Source organism: Sphingopyxis sp. GW821-FHT10B01 (genome assembly GCF_059415685.1).
In genome coordinates this window covers 379,420-395,208 of record NZ_JBWKNS010000002.1, presented here as the reverse complement: position 1 = coordinate 395,208, position 15,789 = coordinate 379,420, and the positions used below count along the sequence as shown (strand labels likewise).

The window sequence follows — 15,789 nt, the reverse complement described above, 5'->3', positions numbered from 1 at the left end:
TCGCTATTGCGGCGGCGCGGCGACCGACTGGCGTTCGATAAAGGTCGACGCAAGGCTGGCGCTGTCGGGATCGGCGGCCTTGATCGTTCCGGTCAGGAAGTCGGGAACCAGCGTGTGCGCCGCGCGCACCCCCATCTCGCGGATCGGCCAGCGCACCGTACTGAGCGCCGGCCAGATATGCGTCGCGGTCGGCGAATCGTCGAAACCGATGATCGAAAGCCGGTCCGGAACCGCGATGCCCTTGGCATGGGCGACGCTGATCACCCCGGCGGCCATTTCGTCGTTCGAACAGAAGATGGCGGTGGGCGGTTCGGTCCGCGACAGCAGCCGCTCGCCCGCCTCGATCCCGGCGGTGAAGCGATAATTGCCGGGTTCGTTGAGTTCGCTCGCAAGCGTCAGCCCGGCGCCCTCCAGCGCCTCGAGAAATCCCTTCTCGCGTTCGGCGGCCGAGCGGAAGCCGACAGGGCCGCGGATGAAAGCGATCCTGCGATGACCCAGCGCGATCAGCTTGCCGACGGCCTCGGCCACGACCTCGCGGTCGTTCGACGACACGCAATGTTGCGGATCGTCGAGCGGCGCCGACCCGACGCGGACATAGCGTACCCCAAGGCTGTCGCAGAGCGAGGCCAGATCGTCATTTTCGGAAATCGGCGGCAACAGCATCGCGCCGATCGGGCGCTGTTTTTCAAGGAAGGTGCGGACATCGTCGAGCATCTTGTCCGACGTGCGGTCTACGGGGCGGACAAGCAAAGCGAGGTCGCTGTCCTTGATCGCGTCGAGCACGCCCTGCTGAAAGTTCAGCACCGTCTGGGCATTGGGATTGTCGTGGAGCAGCGCGATCAGGAAATTGCGGCGAAAGGCGAGCGCGCGCGCCTGCGGATTGGGCACGAAACCCAGCTTTTCGATCGCTTCCCGCACCGCCGTCCGCGTTTTTTCGCTGATGAATTCCGAGCGGTTGATGACCCGGCTGACCGTTTTTTTCGAAACCCCGGCGAGTGCTGCCACATCGTTGATCGTCGGTTGCCTGGACCCCGGTCCGGTCGTTTGAGCCGCCATAAACTTCTGCTTTCCCCTGCAAGCCATGCCGATCGGGCGCGTTGTCCCTTGTCGTATCTGCCCTGCCACAGTCCTGATGGGCGTTCGAGCCAGCAAAATCAACCGCATCGACGGCAATTTGCTTGCTTTTGACACCGGTGTCTTTTAGAGACATTCGCGGAAGAGGGAAACCACAAAATATGGCATCGACCAGCGACCCGGTTATCGTGGCCCAGGCCTTTCTTGCGGCACGGGCAAAAAAGACACCGCTTACCGTCTATCCGGGTGCGATTCCGCAGACGATGGCCGAGGGCTACGCGATTCAGGACGCCGCAATCGCGCTCGACGGACGCCGCGTCGGCGGATGGAAGGTCGGACGAATCGCCCCCGATCTGGTTTCCCGCTATGGCGGCAACCGCCTGACCGGCCCGATCTTTAGCGACGAGATCGTCGACGGCAGTGCCGGACAGGTGCCCGCGATGCCCGTCTATGCCGCCGGCTTTGCCGCGGCCGAGGCCGAGGTGCTGCTGTGCTTTGGCGAGGTCGGCCCGCGCGATTATGACCTCGCATCGGTTCGCGACTGTATCGCCGACGTGCGCACCGGGATCGAAATCGCGAGCTCGCCCTTTACCGAAATCAACCGGCACGGCCCCGCGGTCACGGCGTCGGACTATGGCAATAACAAGGGGCTGATCCTCGGTCCGTCGATCCCCGATTGGCGCGATGCCGACCTGATCGCGATGCCCGTCGAGATGACGATCGATGGCGAGGCCGTCGGCGCTGCCACGATGGAGACGATGCTCGACGGTCCTTTTGGATCGGCGCTGTTTCTGATCCGCACGCTGCGGGCGCGCGGCATCGCGATCGCACCGGGCACTTGGGTGTCGGCCGGCGCGATCACCGGAATTCATGAAATACGACCCGGCCAACGCGCCGAAGCGGTGTTCGACGGAAAATTCCGCGTGCGCTGCTCGATCACAGGCTAACAAGCCACAACGGGAGAGAGATATGGCACAGGCAATTGCGGACGGAGGCCCGGCGCCGCCGGTGCCGCGCGCGGGTCGCTACCGCTGGCTGATTGTTGCCGTGCTGTTTGCGGCGACCACCGTCAATTACATCGACCGCACGATGCTTGGCCTGCTCGCACCAACGCTCGGCAACGAGCTGGGCTGGAGCGAGAATGACTATGGCAACATCGTCACCGCATTTCAGGCGGCCTATGCCCTGGGCTTCCTGCTCATGGGCTGGCTGATCGACCGTTTCGGCCCCAAGGTCGGTTATGCGATCGCCATCTCGATCTGGACGATCGGGCATGTTGCGCACGGTTTTGCGTCCTCGGTCGTCTCTTTCATGCTGGCGCGTGTCATTCTGGGCGTCGGCGAAGCGGGACATTTTCCGTCGGTTGTCCGCGCCTCGAGCGAATGGTTTCCGCAAAAGGAACGCGCCTATGCGATCGGCTGGGTCAACAGCGCGACGACGATCGGCGTCATCCTGACCGCGCCGACATTGTGGCTGTTCATGACGCTGCTCGGCTTCGATTGGCGGACAACCTTCATTACCACCGGCATCTTCGGCGTCGTCCTGCTGCTGCTCTGGCTCCGGCTCTATAGCAACCCGCGCGAAAGCGGGAGGGTCAGCGAGGCCGAGCTCGCGTGGATCGAGCATGATCCCCCCGAAAAGGTCGAACGCATCGGCTGGAGCAAGATCGTCACCAAACGCGAGGCATGGGCCTTTGCAATTGCCAAATTTCTCACCGATCCGGTGTGGTTCCTGATGCTGTTCTGGCTGCCGAAATATTTCAGCAGCACCTATGACGTCGACCTCAAGGTCGTGCTGCTGCCGATGATCATCATGTATCTGCTGTCCGACGCCGGCAGCATTTTCGGCGGCTGGGTGTCTTCGAAACTGATCCAGTCGGGGCATAGCGTCAATTTTGCGCGCAAGGTCACGATGCTCGGCGCGGGCTGTTGCGTCCTGCCCTTGCTGCTCGTGACGGGGGTCGGGAATATGTGGCTCGCGGTCGTGCTGATCGGCATCGCACTCGCGGGACATCAGGCTTTCTCGTCGACGATCCTGTCGATCCCGCCCGACATGTTCCCGAAACGCGCGGTCGGGTCGGTGATCGGTCTCGGCGGCTTCATGGGCGGCATCGGCGGCATGATCATGGCGAAGTCGACCGGGCTCGTGCTCGACGCGACGGGCGGCAATTACACGCTCATCTTTGCCGTCTGCACGACCGTCTATTTCCTCGCAGTGGCGGCGGTGCATCTGCTGAGCCCGCGGCTGGCGCCGGTGAGGGTCGAAAGCGGGGCGGCGGCCGCATGATCGATTCGCCAGAATAAATCTAGGCCGGCACCAGCAACCCGCGGCTCTTGTGCACTTCGGCGTCGAGCCATTCGATGAAGGCGCGGATGCGCGGCTGCGGCGCGACGTCGCGGTGGAGCGCGAGCCAGAAGGCGCGTGCGACCACCTGATCGGGGCGCACGCGGACCAGCCCCGGATCGCCCGCGGCGAGGAAGCAGGGGAGGACACCGACCCCGGCGCCGCCTGCGATCATCCGCCGTTGCGCGAGAATCGACGACGAGCGCACGGTCGCGCGCAGCCCCGGCTCGATCTCGCCCAGATAGTCGAGTTCGGGGGCGTAGAGAATGTCGGGCATATAGCCGATCACCGGGATGCCCGCGCGCGACAGGGGTGCCGCGGCGACGGCCTCTTGCCAGTCGGGCCGGTCGGCGGGCGCATAGAGGCCGAGGCTGTAGTCCGACAGCTTGCGCGTGATCAGCGGGCCCTTTCGCGGCCGCGCGAGCAGCACCGCCATATCGGCCTCGCGCCGCGACGGGTTCAGGAAACCCGACGAGGCGACCAGGTCGATCTCCAATTCGGGATGCGCGGCCACGAAGCCCGCGAGCCGCGGCGCGATGAAGCTGTTGCCGAAGCCTTCGGACACGCTGACGCGCAATTGCCCCGATAGCGCCGATCCGCCGCCCGGAGCCATATGGATGCGCGCCGCGGCCGCCGCCATCGCTTCGGCGTGCGGAACGAGCGCCCGGCCCGCCGCGGTCAGAACGAAACCCGATGGCGCGCGTTCGAACAACGTCTGGCCGAGCGCGGCTTCGAGCGCGCTCACCCGGCGGCTGACCGTCGTCGCATCGACCTGTAGCGCGGCGCTTGCGCGCGCGAGGGTGCCGTGACGCGCGACGAACAGGAAATATTGCAGTCTGTCCCAGTCCATAGGCTGCAAATATGCAGGATGTTGCTGCAAGTCTATCCCTTGCAATCGGGATCGGATTGGTCTGAGGCAGCGGCAACCAGAAACGGGAGACTCGACCCATGCGACAGATTGACCATCACATCGTCGGCGGTGCCGGCGGCAGCGCCCGCCAGGGCGACGTTTTCGACCCCAACAGCGGCGGCATTCAGGCGCAGGTCGCACTCGGCGACGCGGCGCTGCTCGAGCGTGCGGTTGCCGCGGCGAAGAAGGCGCAGCCCGCCTGGGCCGCGACCAACCCGCAGCGCCGGGCGCGCGTGATGTTCGAATTCAAGCGTCTCGTCGAAGCGAACATGGACGCGCTCGCGCACATGCTGTCGAGCGAACATGGCAAGGTGATCGCCGATTCGAAGGGCGACATTCAACGTGGTTTGGAAGTCATCGAATTCTGCTGCGGCATCCCGCATGTGCTGAAGGGCGAATATACGCAGGGCGCGGGCCCCGGCATCGACGTCTATTCGATGCGCCAGCCGATCGGCATCGGCGCGGGCATCACCCCGTTTAACTTCCCCGCGATGATCCCGCTGTGGATGTCGGGCGTCGCGATCGCGACGGGCAACGCCTTCATCATCAAGCCGAGCGAGCGCGACCCGTCGGTCCCCGTCCGCCTCGCCGAACTCTTCCTCGAAGCCGGGCTTCCCGAAGGCATTTGTCAGGTCGTCCACGGCGACAAGGAGATGGTCGACGCGATCCTCGACCATCCCGATATCGGTGCGGTCAGCTTTGTCGGCTCGTCGGACATCGCGCATTATGTCTACAACCGCGGTGTCGCGAACGGCAAGCGCGTGCAGGCGATGGGCGGCGCGAAGAATCACGGCATCGTGATGCCCGACGCCGATCTCGACCAGGTCGTCAACGACCTGACCGGCGCGGCATTCGGCTCGGCGGGCGAGCGCTGCATGGCGCTGCCGGTGGTTGTCCCGGTCGGCGAGGACACCGCCAACCGCCTGCGCGAAAAACTGATCCCCGCGATCGCGGCGCTGCGCGTCGGCGTGTCGACCGATGCCGAGGCGCATTACGGCCCCGTGGTGACGCAGGCGCACAAGGAAAAGGTCGAAGGCTGGATCCAGAAATGCGCCGACGAAGGCGCCGAGCTGGTCGTCGACGGTCGCGGCTTCTCGCTTCAGGGGCATGAAAAGGGCTTCTTCATCGGCCCGACGCTGTTCGACCATGTCACCACCGACATGGAATCGTACAAGGAAGAAATCTTCGGCCCCGTGCTGCAGATCGTCCGTGCCGCCAATTTCGAGGAAGCGCTCGAACTGCCGTCGAAGCATCAGTACGGCAATGGCGTTGCGATCTTCACGCGCAACGGCCACGCCGCGCGCGAGTTCGCCGCGCGCGTCAATGTCGGCATGGTCGGCATCAACGTCCCGATCCCGGTACCCGTCGCCTATCACAGCTTTGGCGGCTGGAAGCGGTCGGCGTTCGGCGACACCAACCAGCACGGCATGGAAGGCGTGAAATTCTGGACCAAGGTCAAGACGATCACCCAGCGCTGGCCCGACGGTTCGCCCGACGGCGGCAACGCGTTCGTCATCCCGACGATGGGCTGACGCCGCGTTGCTGCGGCGGCTGCTCCTGCCCCTGATGCTCCTGCTGCTGCTGCCGGTCCCGGCGGCAGCGCAGAAGATGATCGCGCTGTCGTTCGACGACGCGCCGCGCGGGCGCGGGGCGTTCTTCACGCCCGATGAACGCACAAAGCGTATCATCGCCGGGCTGAAAAAGGCGAAAGCCCCGCAGGCGGTCTTCTTCGTCAATCCCGCCGCGATCGGACATGACGACGGCGTCGGCGGCGCGGACCGCATCGCCGCCTATGTCGCCGCCGGCCATGTCATCGCGAACCACAGCAATACGCATCCGCATCTGAGCGCGATGACCGCCGAGGCGTATCTCGCCGATATCGACGCCGCCGAGGTCTGGCTCAAGGGCCGTCCCGGCTATCGTCCGTGGTTCCGCTTTCCGTTTCTCGACGAGGGTGGAAAGGACAAGGCTAAGCGCGATGCGCTGCGCACCGGCCTCGCCGCGCGCGGCCTCCGCAACGGCTATGTCACCGCCGAATCGTCGGACTGGCACCTCGAAACGCTGACGCACGAAGCGGTGCAGGCGAAGAAGAAAATCGACCGCAAGGCGCTCGGAAATCTCTATGTGACCTGGCATGTCGAGGCGGCGGATTTCGCCGACGCGATGATGCAGCGTGTCACCGGCCGTCAGCCGGTGCAGGTGATGCTGCTCCACGAAACCGATCTGGCGGCACTCTATATCGGCGATCTCGTCCGCGCGCTGCGCAAGGCTGGCTGGACCGTCGTCAGCGCCGATCGGGCCTATGCCGATCCGGTCGGCGAGGCGATGCCCGACACGCCGTCGGCGAACGGGACGCTGACCGAGGCGCTGGCCTGGGCGGCGGGGGTGCCCGCGCCGCGCTGGTATCGTTACAACCAGACCGACCTTGCGACCGCGGTATTCCGCGCGAAGGTGCTGGGCGAATGACGTGCGCCGCGATGAAACCAGCGCACCGCGCCGGGCATTTCCCTTCTCGAAGGAGACGAGAAATGACCCGCCTGATGCTTCCCGCGACCTTGCTGCTGCTCGCCGCGTGCAGCGGCGGCAAGGATGAGGAGTCCGGCCCCGAAGCCACCGCCTCGATCGGCCCGCTGCAAAAGGCCGCGCGACCCGCGCCCGCCGCAGCGCCGGAAACGGCCGTCGACGTCGATGAACCCGATGCGGCCGGGGAAGCGCCGGCGAAGGTCGAAGCCGGAAACGGCGGCGGCGGCAAGGCGATCCCTGCCGCGATGCGCGGTCGCTGGGCGCTCAAGGCGGCCGACTGCACCGCGAAGAAAGGCACCGACCTGACCGCGCTGACGATCGATGCAACCAACCTGCGCTTCTATGAATCGCACGGCGAACTCACGCGGGTGCGGCAGGGCGATGCGAAGCATCTCGTCGCCGACTATAAGTTCAGCGGTGAAGGCGTGGAATGGGATCGCCGGATGCAGCTCGACCTCGCCGACGGCGGCAAGACGCTCGTCCGCCGCGATTCGGGCGAGGGTGCCGCTGCGGGTTCGATGCGCTATACGCGCTGCGTCGAATGACGCTTTTTAAAGGGAGACTCACGATGGACATTCGCTTGCTTGCAATTGCCGCCGCCCTGCCGCTCGCTGCCTGTACGCAGGAACGGCCGCCCGTCGAATCCGCTCCCCCGCCGCCTGCCGAAATGACGTGCAAGGCCGATGCAGCGCAATCCTATGTCGGCCAGACCGCCACCCCCGACCTCGGCGGCGCGATCCTCAAGGCATCGGGCGCACGCACGCTGCGCTGGGGCCCGCCGCGCTCGGCGATGACGATGGATTATCGCGTCGACCGCGTGAACATCATGTACGACGACGCCTACAAGATCACGCAGGTCACCTGTGGCTGAGTCCAGCCGTCGCAATCACAGCTCGGCGTCCCCCTTCGAACCCGTCTATGGCTACAGCCGGGCGGTTCGGGTGGGGAACCGGATCGACGTCGCGGGCTGCGCGCCGATCGAGCCCGATGGCACGTCGACCCCCGGCGATGCCGGGGTGCAGGCGGCGCGCTGCATTGCGATCATCGGCGAGGCGCTCGCAGCGCTTGGCGGCAGTTTCGCCGATGTCGTGCGCACGCGCATGTACATCACCGACGCCGCGGATTCCGATCTTGTGGGGCGTGCGCACGGATCGGCATTCAAAAATGTGCGTCCGGCATCGACAATGCTGGTTGTGCCCGCGCTGATCCGCCCCGAGTGGAAAGTCGAAATCGAAGCCGAAGCCATTATCGAGGCAGACACATGACCGACCAGTTCCAGCTTACCGACGACCAGCTCGCCATCCAGGATATGGCGCGCAAATTCACCGCCGACCGCATCACGCCCTTCGCGGCCGAATGGGACGAGAAACATCATTATCCCGTCGACGTGTGGAAGGCCGCGGGCGAGCTCGGCTTCGGCGCGATTTATGTCGCCGAGGAATCGGGCGGCATCGGGCTTGGCCGGATGGAGGCGGCGCTGATCATGGAGGCGATGGCCTATGGTTGTCCCGCAACCAGCGCCTATGTGTCGATCCACAATATGGCAACGTGGATGATCGACCGCTTCGGCGGGGCGGAGATCAAGAAACGCTTCCTGCCCGAGCTCGTCAGCATGGAGAAAATCGCCAGCTATTGCCTGACCGAGCCGGGTTCGGGGTCCGACGCCGCGGCGCTCAAGGCCACAGCGAAAAGGGATGGCGACCATTATGTGCTGAACGGCACGAAGCAGTTCATCTCGGGCGCGGGTTATAACGACATCTATGTCTGCATGGTCCGCACCAGCGAGGAAAAGTCGAAGGGGATCAGCTGCCTCGTCATCGAAAAGGACACGCCGGGCCTCAGCTTCGGCGCGCCCGAAAAAAAGCTCGGCTGGAATGCCTCGCCGACCGCGCAGGTGATCTTCGAGGATTGCCGCGTCCCGGTCGAGAATCTGGTCGGTGCCGAGGGTGACGGCTTCCGCTTCGCGATGGCGGGGCTCGATGGCGGGCGGCTCAATATCGGCGCCTGCTCGCTCGGCGGCGCGCAGCGCTGCCTCGACGAAGCGGTCGCCTACACCAAGGATCGCCAGCAGTTCGGGCAGCCGATCGCCGATTTCCAGAACACCCAGTTCATGCTCGCCGACATGGCGACCGATCTCGAGGCCGCGCGCGCGCTGCTTTACATGGCGGCGGCGAAAGTCACCGCGAACGCGCCCGACAAGTCGCGCTTCTCGGCGATGGCGAAGCGGCTCGCGACCGACAATGGCAGCAAGATCGTCAACGACGCGCTCCAGCTGTTCGGCGGTTATGGCTATCTGAAGGATTATCCAATCGAACGCTTCTGGCGCGACCTGCGTGTCCATTCGATCCTCGAGGGCACCAATCAGGTGATGCGGATGATCGTTGGAAGGGACCTGCTGCGCCAATGACCTCCACCACTACAGGCGATGTCCTGATTTCGACCGAGGGCCGTATCGGCCGCATTTCGCTCAACCGCCCAAAGGCGATCCACGCGCTCAACCTTGCGATGTGCGAGGCGATGATCGAGGCGCTGGTCAAATGGCAGGGCGACGACGCGGTCGAGGCCGTCATCATCGACCATAGTGAAGGCCGGGGCTTCTGCGCGGGCGGCGATATCCGCATGCTCGCGGAAAGCGGCGCGAAGGACGGCAAGGAGGCACGCGCCTTCTTCCACACCGAATATCGCCTCAACCATCTGCTCTTCACCTACGCCAAACCCGTTGCCGCCTTCATGGACGGCATCACCATGGGCGGCGGGGTCGGCATTTCGCAGCCGGCGAAATATCGCGTCGCGACCGAGCATACGCGCTTTGCGATGCCCGAAACGGGAATCGGCCTGTTCCCCGACGTCGGCGGCGGCTGGTACCTGCCGCGGCTCGAAGGGCGGGTCGGCGCCTATCTGGCGCTCACCGGCGCACGGCTCGACGGGGCGGAGTGCCTCGCGCTCGGCCTCGCGACCCATTATCTGCCGTCGGAAAAACTCGCCGAGGCCAAGGAACGCATCGCGGTCGATCCGACCCGCATCGGCGGCATATTGGGCGAGCTGTCGGTCACCGCGCCGCCCGCCGGCATCACCCAGCATCTCGAACGGATCAACCGGCTGTTCGCGAGCGACACCTATGAGGATATCCTCGCCGCACTCGAGGCCGACGGCGGCGAATGGGCAACAAAGGAACTGGCGACGCTCCGCGGTAAATCGCCGCAGACGTGCAAGGTCGCGCTGCGCCAGCTCAAGGAAGGCGGCGAGATGCACGATTTCGCTGCCCAGATGACGCAGGAATATGCGATCGGCAGCCGCGTCGTTCAGATGCACGACTTCATCGAGGGCGTGCGTGCGCTGATTATCGACAAGGATAACAGCCCGAAATGGGATCCGCCGACCGCCGAGGCGGTCACCGAAGACTGGATCGACGCGATCTTCGCGCCGCTGCCCGACAACGAGAAATGGACGCCGCTCATTTAACTTCGTCACCCCGGACTTGATCCGGGGTCCATCATGCAGCGTCGGAATGGATACCGGATCAAGTCCGGCATGACGACAATCCGGAGATTGATCGAATGACCTACGAAACCCTCCTCGTCGAAACGCGCGGCGCCGTCACCTTGGTGACGCTCAACCGCCCGCAGGCGCTGAATGCGCTCAACTCGGGCGTACTCGACGATCTGATCGCGGCCTTCGCGGCGTTCGAAGCCGATCCCGGCCAGCGCTGCGCGGTGCTCACCGGCTCGGGCGACAAGGCGTTTGCAGCGGGCGCCGACATCAAGGAAATGGCCGACAAGCCCGCGTCCGATTTCTACCTCGAAGATTTCTTCTCGAAATGGACGAGCGATTTCGTGAAGAAGGTCCGCAAGCCGTGGATCGCCGCGGTCAATGGCTTCGCGCTCGGTGGCGGCTGCGAGCTCGCGATGATGGCCGATTTCATCATCGCGTCGGACAAGGCAAAATTCGGCCAGCCCGAAATCAAGCTCGGCGTTGCACCAGGCATGGGCGGGTCGCAGCGGCTGACGCGTGCGATCGGCAAGGCGAAGGCGATGGAAATGTGCCTCACCGGCCGGATGATGGACGGCGCCGAAGCCGAGCGCTCGGGCCTCGTCGCGCGTGTCGTCGCGCACGATACGCTGCTCGACGAAGCGCTCAAGACCGCGACCGCGATCGCGGCGATGCCGCCGATGGCCGCGATGGTGAACAAGGATATGGTCAACGCTGCGTTCGAAACGACGCTCGATCAGGGGCTGGTCTACGAACGCCGCCTGTTCCAGATTCTCGCCGCGACCGAAGACAAGGCCGAAGGCATGGCCGCCTTTATCGAAAAGCGCGAAGGTGTGTGGAAGGGGCGGTGAGCCCAGTCCCCCTCCCGCTTGCGGGAGGGGTTAGAGGAGGGCGTGTCGTCCTCACCCAATATCAATATTCGGGACAGGCCCTCCCCCGGCCCCTCCCGCAAGCGGGAGGGGAGAGAATATGAAAATCGCATTCATCGGACTCGGCAATATGGGCGGCGGCATGGCCGCAAACCTCGCGAAGGCCGGGCACGACGTCCGCGCCTTCGACCTCAGCGAAGAGGCGCTCGCGCGTGCAGTCGAAGCAGGCTGTTCGCGCGCCGCGTCGGCGGCCGAAGCCGTCACCGGCGCCGAGGCCGTCGTGACGATGCTGCCCGCGGGCAAGCATGTCGCGTCGGTCTATGAAAGCGACGTGTACCCGAATGCGGCATCGGGCACGCTGCTGCTCGACTGCTCGACGATCGATGTCGCGACCGCCCGCTCGAATATCGAGGCGGCGACCGCCAAGGGCCTTGTCGCGGTTGATGCGCCGGTGTCGGGCGGTATCGCCGCCGCCAACGCGGGGACGCTGACCTTCATGGTCGGCGGGACCGACGCGGGTTTCGCGCGCGCCGAACCGATCCTCGCCAAGATGGGCAAGGCGGTGATCCACGCCGGCGACGCGGGCGCGGGGCAGGCGGCGAAGATCTGCAACAACATGCTGCTCGGCGCCTCGATGGTCGCGACATGCGAGACGCTGGCGCTCGCGCAAAAGCTCGGGCTCGATCCGCAGAAATTCTTCGACATCGCCAGCGTGTCGTCGGGGCAATGCTGGTCGCTGACCAGCTATGCGCCGCTGCCCGGGGTCGGCCCGACCACCCCCGCCGACAATGATTACAAGGGCGGGTTCGCCGCGGCTTTGATGCTCAAGGATCTGCGCCTCGCGATGGAAGCGGCGGCGAGCGTCGACGCCGACGTTCCGATGGGGACGAAAGCCCGCGAGCTGTACGAGGCGTTCGTCGAGGCCGACAAGGACGGCCGCGACTTCTCGGCGATTATCCAGACGCTGCAATCATAGTCGTCATCCCGGCGAGATCGATGGAGCGCCCGTACCAGGCGTTCACCATCGACGACGCGCAGTGGCCAACGAGCGATCTTTTACCTACCCTGCACCATGACCTCCAAGTCCAGAGGGAATGATCGTGATTCGAACGTCGCTTCTTGTTTTGCTGAGCACGGTTTTGATCGTCGGCGGCTGCGAAGCGAGGTCCGTGCCGGACAAGGCGGAGACCGTTCGACCATCGACCCGGGCACCATCCCCTCCGCAGGCGTCTCCCGCGCGGACCGTCGGCAGGGCAGACGGCGTCTGGCAAGCGCCGGCGGGGCTCCAGCAAACGCCGATCTGGCCCGGAACAGCTCCGGATATGGCCGGCTGGACGCGCCCGCCTGAAAGCGTTCTGGTCGCGGAAACGCCGGAGGTGATCGGTGGCCGCTACTCCGAGGCCGTGTTCGATGTCGCTTCGCCGACCATGACCGTCTTTCCACCCAAGGGCATCAGCACCGGCGCGGCCGTGATCGTCTTTCCTGGCGGCGGCTTCCGGGCGGTCGTCCTCACCGTCGGCGGCACCGAAATCTGCGATTGGCTGACCGCAAAGGGGATCACCTGCATCCTGTCGAAATACCGCGTCCCGGGCACCAACCACTATTGGAACGAGGACTGCCGGTGTGCGGTCACACCGGACATCCCGCGGGCGCTGCAGGACGCGCAGAGGACGATCCGATTGGTCCGGTCGAGGGCGCGCGAGCTGAAAATCGATCCCGGCAAGATCGGCGTGATGGGATTTTCGGCCGGCGGCTATCTGGTCGCGCAGGCCAGCAACATTTTCGAGCCCGCCTATGCCCCCGTCGACGCCATCGATGCGATCAGCAGTCGCCCGGACTTCGCGGTCGCCGTCTATCCCGGCCACCTGTGCCGATCGGGCGATACGCTCGATCCGGGTATCCGGGTCACGCGCCGAACTCCGCCGACCTTCATCGCCCAAGCCTGGGACGACTCCGTAGATCCGGTCTGCAACAGTCTCGTCTACGCCAAGGCCCTCGACGCGGCCAAGGTCCCCACGGAACTCCATCTGTTCGCCACGGGCGAACATAACTTCGGCCTTCGGCATCCGGATGAGCCGGTCGGCGCCTGGCCGGCTCTGGTCGAAAGATGGTTCGTGGGGCTTGGCATCCTGCCTTCGCCGGGATGACGGAAGCTAATAGAAATCCGCGGTCTCACCGCCATCGCGGCGCTCGGTGCGATGGAGCTGTGTCGGCGTGTCGCGCCGGCCAGTCCTGACTTCGATCCGCCCGTCGACCCGCCGCACCTCGGCGGGCGACAGGATGCGGGCCCGCGCCACCGCGACGGCGGTCGCCTGCGGTGCTGCTACAGGAGCGGCCACCGGCACGCTGCCGGTAAGCAGGAGGAGGGCGAGGAACGACATGGCAACCATGCTCTGCCGTAACGGCAGGTCTTGCCAGCGCTTTAACCCTGAATCGCAACTTTCCGGTCGCACCTGCGGCCACGCCAAGGCAAAAGAAAGGCCGCCTGCCCCGTACCGGGACAGACGGCCTTTCTTTTCGTAAACCGAATCGGGTTTAGAAGCCCGACTTGGCCTCGGCTTTTTCCTTGAGCAGCGGGGCGATCTCGAAGCCATGCTTCTCGAGCGCCGCGACGATCTTGTCGGTGTCTTCGAGGCCCGCCCAGAACATCGGGCCGCCGCGATAGACCGGCCAGCCATAGCCATAGATCCACACGACATCGATGTCCGACGCGCGCTGCGCCTTGCCTTCGGACAGGATCAGCGCGCCTTCGTTGACCATCGGGTACAGCGTGCGTTCGATGATTTCCTGATCGCTGATCTCGCGCTTCTCGACGCCCGCCTTGGCGCGGAATTGCTCGATGATCTCGGCGACGCGTGCGCTTTCCGACGGATTGCGCTTTTCGTCATAGTCGTAAAAGCCCGCCTGCTTCTTCTGCCCCCAGCGGCCTTCGGCGCAGAGCGCGTCGCGGATGCTTTCGATGCGATTGGGGTCGCGGTGCCAACCAATGTCGACCCCGGCGAGGTCGCTCATCTGGAACGGCCCCATCGGCATGCCGAATTCGACATGCACCTTGTCGACCTGCGCCGGGGTCGCGCCTTCCATCAGCAGGTTCATCGCCTCGACCTGGCGGGGTTTGAGCATGCGGTTGCCGATGAAGCCATCGCACACGCCCGCGACCACGGCGACCTTGCCGATCTTCTTGCCGATTGCCATCGCGGTCGCCAGCGCATCGGGCGCCGTCTTTTCGCCGCGCACGACTTCGAGCAGCTTCATGACGTTCGCCGGCGAGAAGAAGTGCATGCCGAGGACGTCGCCCGGACGCGAGGTTGCCGTCGCGATTTCGTCGACGTCGAGATAGCTGGTGTTCGACGCGAGGATCGCGCCGGGCTTGGCGATCGTGTCGAGCTTGCCGAAAATCTCTTTCTTGACGTCCATATTCTCATAGACCGCCTCGATGATCAGGTCGCAATCGGCGAGATCGTCGAGTTTCAGCGTTGGGGTGAGCAGGCCCATCATCTGGTCGACCTGTTCGGGCTTGAAGCGGCCCTTCGCCGCCGACGCGTCGTAATTTTTGCGGATCACGCCGACGCCGCGGTCGAGCGCATCCTGCTGCATCTCGACGATCGTGACGGGGATGCCCTTCTGCAGGAAGTTCATCGAAATCCCGCCGCCCATCGTGCCGGCGCCGATCACGCCGACTTTCTTGATGTCGCGCAGCTTGGTGTCCTTGGGCAGGCCGTCGATTTTCGCTGCCTGGCGTTCGGCGAAGAAGATGTGGCGCTGTGCCGCCGACTGGCTGCCGAACATCAGCTTGGTGAACTGCTCGCGCTCGAAGGTCATGCCTTCCTCGAACGGCAGGCGCGTCGCCGCCTCGACGCAGGCGAGGTTTGCATAGGGCGCCTCGAAACCGCGCCAGCGCTTGGCGTTCGCGGCCTTGAGCTTTTCGATCGCGCCGACATCGCCGAACACTTCGCGTGCGCGCGTCGGGCGCGGGCCGTCGGCGATCTTGGTGCGGGCAAAAGCGATCGCATCGGCGGCGAGGCTGTCTTCACCGGCGAGCGCGTCGACGAGGCCGAGTTCCTTCGCCTTGGCGGCGGGAAGCGGATCGCCGAGCGAGGTCATCATCGCGGCGGCTTCGACCCCGACGATGCGCGGCAGGCGCTGGGTGCCACCGGCACCGGGAAGCAGGCCAAGCTTGACCTCGGGCACGCCGAGTTTCGCCGACGGAACCGCGATGCGGTAGTGGCAGACGAGGGTGGTCTCGAGGCCGCCGCCGAGCGCGGTGCCGTGGATCGCGGCGACGACCGGCTTCGATGCGGCTTCGATGCTGTTGAGCACTGCGTTGAAGTCGGGGCCGCGCGGCGCCTTGGTGAATTCGGTGATGTCGGCGCCGGCGATGAAGGTCGCGCCGTCGCAGCGCAGCACGATCGCCTGCACGCTGTCATCGGCAAGCGCCGCAGCGAAATGATCCTGCAGGCCCTGACGGACGTGCCAGCTCAGCGCGTTGACCGGCGGGTTGTTGACGATGATGACGGCGACTTCGCCGTCCTTTTCCATCGTGACGGAAATCGGGGTATCTTCGGACATGGGAAAGGCTCC

At 65.2% G+C, this 15,789-nt stretch carries 16 protein-coding genes; 12 read left to right on the top strand and 4 right to left on the bottom strand.

All coding sequences use genetic code 11. The annotated features are described in order from the left end of the window. Positions 1-3: 3 nt before the first annotated feature. Positions 4-1,056: a LacI family DNA-binding transcriptional regulator gene (locus AC07NV_RS06340; RefSeq protein WP_495165496.1), complete on the bottom strand. Its 1,053-nt coding sequence runs from the start codon at positions 1,054-1,056 to the stop codon at positions 4-6. Positions 1,057-1,235: 179 nt separating this feature from the next. Between AC07NV_RS06340 and AC07NV_RS06335 the strand changes: the two genes are divergently transcribed. Further along, complete coding sequence (locus AC07NV_RS06335) at positions 1,236-2,021, top strand: 2-keto-4-pentenoate hydratase (RefSeq protein WP_495165495.1); 786 nt, start codon at positions 1,236-1,238, stop codon at positions 2,019-2,021. 22 nt (positions 2,022-2,043) lie between these two features. Continuing rightward, positions 2,044-3,360 (top strand): MFS transporter, encoded by a 1,317-nt coding sequence (locus AC07NV_RS06330; protein WP_495165494.1) that lies wholly within the window; start codon positions 2,044-2,046, stop codon positions 3,358-3,360. Between the two features lie 19 nt (positions 3,361-3,379). On the opposite strand, the gene AC07NV_RS06325 is transcribed toward AC07NV_RS06330, so the two are convergent. Beyond that, a complete protein-coding gene (locus AC07NV_RS06325; protein WP_495165493.1) occupies positions 3,380-4,267 on the bottom strand; it encodes a LysR family transcriptional regulator in 888 nt (295 codons plus the stop codon). 98 nt (positions 4,268-4,365) lie between these two features. On the opposite strand from AC07NV_RS06325, the gene AC07NV_RS06320 reads away from it, so the two are divergent. The 10 genes from AC07NV_RS06320 (at position 4,366) to AC07NV_RS06275 (ending at position 13,355) form a co-directional block, all read left to right on the top strand. Beyond that, positions 4,366-5,859 carry a CoA-acylating methylmalonate-semialdehyde dehydrogenase gene (locus AC07NV_RS06320; protein WP_495165492.1) on the top strand — a complete coding sequence of 498 codons (1,494 nt, stop codon included), beginning with the start codon at positions 4,366-4,368 and terminating at the stop codon, positions 5,857-5,859. A gap of 34 nt (positions 5,860-5,893) precedes the next feature. Further along, positions 5,894-6,793, top strand: coding sequence for a polysaccharide deacetylase family protein (locus tag AC07NV_RS06315; RefSeq protein ID WP_495165491.1), 900 nt, complete (start codon positions 5,894-5,896; stop codon positions 6,791-6,793). 62 nt (positions 6,794-6,855) lie between these two features. Further along, the gene (locus AC07NV_RS06310; protein ID WP_495165490.1) at positions 6,856-7,395 is read left to right on the top strand and encodes a hypothetical protein; all 540 of its coding nucleotides are present in this window, start codon (positions 6,856-6,858) and stop codon (positions 7,393-7,395) included. A 23-nt stretch (positions 7,396-7,418) separates the two neighbouring features. After that, positions 7,419-7,721: an I78 family peptidase inhibitor gene (locus tag AC07NV_RS06305; RefSeq protein ID WP_495165489.1), complete on the top strand. Its 303-nt coding sequence runs from the start codon at positions 7,419-7,421 to the stop codon at positions 7,719-7,721. Then, positions 7,714-8,115 carry a RidA family protein gene (locus AC07NV_RS06300; RefSeq protein ID WP_495165488.1) on the top strand — a complete coding sequence of 134 codons (402 nt, stop codon included), beginning with the start codon at positions 7,714-7,716 and terminating at the stop codon, positions 8,113-8,115. The genes AC07NV_RS06305 and AC07NV_RS06300 overlap by 8 nt, the downstream gene beginning before the upstream one ends. Continuing rightward, a complete protein-coding gene (locus AC07NV_RS06295; protein ID WP_495165487.1) occupies positions 8,112-9,257 on the top strand; it encodes an acyl-CoA dehydrogenase family protein in 1,146 nt (381 codons plus the stop codon). The genes AC07NV_RS06300 and AC07NV_RS06295 overlap by 4 nt, the downstream gene beginning before the upstream one ends. Beyond that, positions 9,254-10,312, top strand: a complete 1,059-nt coding sequence (locus tag AC07NV_RS06290) for an enoyl-CoA hydratase/isomerase family protein (RefSeq protein WP_495165486.1) — start codon at positions 9,254-9,256, stop codon at positions 10,310-10,312. Before AC07NV_RS06295 ends, AC07NV_RS06290 begins: the two co-directional genes overlap by 4 nt. Before the next feature lie 95 nt (positions 10,313-10,407). Next, positions 10,408-11,190 carry an enoyl-CoA hydratase-related protein gene (locus AC07NV_RS06285; protein WP_495165485.1) on the top strand — a complete coding sequence of 261 codons (783 nt, stop codon included), beginning with the start codon at positions 10,408-10,410 and terminating at the stop codon, positions 11,188-11,190. A gap of 118 nt (positions 11,191-11,308) precedes the next feature. Next, entirely contained in the window at positions 11,309-12,184 is an 876-nt protein-coding gene (mmsB, locus tag AC07NV_RS06280; RefSeq protein WP_495165484.1) for a 3-hydroxyisobutyrate dehydrogenase, read from the top strand. A 346-nt stretch (positions 12,185-12,530) separates the two neighbouring features. Then, a complete protein-coding gene (locus AC07NV_RS06275) occupies positions 12,531-13,355 on the top strand; it encodes an alpha/beta hydrolase (protein ID WP_495165483.1) in 825 nt (274 codons plus the stop codon). Between the two features lie 6 nt (positions 13,356-13,361). On the opposite strand, the gene AC07NV_RS06270 is transcribed toward AC07NV_RS06275, so the two are convergent. Continuing rightward, entirely contained in the window at positions 13,362-13,598 is a 237-nt protein-coding gene (locus AC07NV_RS06270; RefSeq protein ID WP_495165482.1) for a hypothetical protein, read from the bottom strand. Between the two features lie 145 nt (positions 13,599-13,743). Then, complete coding sequence (locus tag AC07NV_RS06265) at positions 13,744-15,777, bottom strand: 3-hydroxyacyl-CoA dehydrogenase NAD-binding domain-containing protein (RefSeq protein ID WP_495165481.1); 2,034 nt, start codon at positions 15,775-15,777, stop codon at positions 13,744-13,746. Positions 15,778-15,789: the final 12 nt, after the last annotated feature.

Bases quoted from the DNA above. Each gene is read 5' to 3' on its own strand.
- AC07NV_RS06340 (WP_495165496.1), bottom strand. From the start codon at position 1,056: ATGGCGGCTCAAACGACCGGACCGGGGTCCAGGCAACCGACGATCAAC.
- AC07NV_RS06335 (WP_495165495.1), top strand. From the start codon at position 1,236: ATGGCATCGACCAGCGACCCGGTTATCGTGGCCCAGGCCTTTCTTGCG.
- AC07NV_RS06330 (WP_495165494.1), top strand. From the start codon at position 2,044: ATGGCACAGGCAATTGCGGACGGAGGCCCGGCGCCGCCGGTGCCGCGC.
- AC07NV_RS06325 (WP_495165493.1), bottom strand. From the start codon at position 4,267: ATGGACTGGGACAGACTGCAATATTTCCTGTTCGTCGCGCGTCACGGC.
- AC07NV_RS06320 (WP_495165492.1), top strand. From the start codon at position 4,366: ATGCGACAGATTGACCATCACATCGTCGGCGGTGCCGGCGGCAGCGCC.
- AC07NV_RS06315 (WP_495165491.1), top strand. From the start codon at position 5,894: ATGCTCCTGCTGCTGCTGCCGGTCCCGGCGGCAGCGCAGAAGATGATC.
- AC07NV_RS06310 (WP_495165490.1), top strand. From the start codon at position 6,856: ATGACCCGCCTGATGCTTCCCGCGACCTTGCTGCTGCTCGCCGCGTGC.
- AC07NV_RS06305 (WP_495165489.1), top strand. From the start codon at position 7,419: ATGGACATTCGCTTGCTTGCAATTGCCGCCGCCCTGCCGCTCGCTGCC.
- AC07NV_RS06295 (WP_495165487.1), top strand. From the start codon at position 8,112: ATGACCGACCAGTTCCAGCTTACCGACGACCAGCTCGCCATCCAGGAT.
- AC07NV_RS06290 (WP_495165486.1), top strand. From the start codon at position 9,254: ATGACCTCCACCACTACAGGCGATGTCCTGATTTCGACCGAGGGCCGT.
- AC07NV_RS06285 (WP_495165485.1), top strand. From the start codon at position 10,408: ATGACCTACGAAACCCTCCTCGTCGAAACGCGCGGCGCCGTCACCTTG.
- mmsB (WP_495165484.1), top strand. From the start codon at position 11,309: ATGAAAATCGCATTCATCGGACTCGGCAATATGGGCGGCGGCATGGCC.
- AC07NV_RS06275 (WP_495165483.1), top strand. From the start codon at position 12,531: ATGGCCGGCTGGACGCGCCCGCCTGAAAGCGTTCTGGTCGCGGAAACG.
- AC07NV_RS06270 (WP_495165482.1), bottom strand. From the start codon at position 13,598: ATGGTTGCCATGTCGTTCCTCGCCCTCCTCCTGCTTACCGGCAGCGTG.
- AC07NV_RS06265 (WP_495165481.1), bottom strand. From the start codon at position 15,777: ATGTCCGAAGATACCCCGATTTCCGTCACGATGGAAAAGGACGGCGAA.